This window comes from Bradyrhizobium sp. Kon37, from assembly GCF_055807535.1.
The window spans coordinates 1-293 of record NZ_JBVVOY010000228.1 but is presented as its reverse complement, the minus strand read 5'-3'; the positions used below and the strand labels follow the sequence as shown (position 1 = coordinate 293).

At 72.4% G+C, this 293-nt stretch carries 1 pseudogene; it reads right to left on the bottom strand.

Going from position 1 to position 293, the window contains the following annotated elements:
- Nucleotides 1-293, bottom strand: a pseudogene (locus AC0L3J_RS37925) (hybrid sensor histidine kinase/response regulator); the annotation flags it as partial.

Sequence of the window (293 nt, the reverse complement as noted above, 5' to 3'; positions counted from 1 at the left end):
AACCGGGACCGGCACTTCGATCGCGGTCTCGCGGAAGGCGCGCTCGAGCTCGTCGAGCGAGACTTCGCCCGGACGCAACGGACGCTCCAGGCTCGGGTCGGCCAGCACGCCGGAGGACGGCGCGGCTTCCACCGCAGCCGGCGCTTCCGGCACCAGCGGCGGCGCTTCGGCTACGGGAGCAGCAGCGGCGGCCGGCATCGGCTGCGCCGAGCCTGACATGGCCGCCATGCCCTGCTCGACCATCGCTTCCAGCTTGTCGATGAGATCGCGGTCGGTACCCTCGGGCTCGGCTT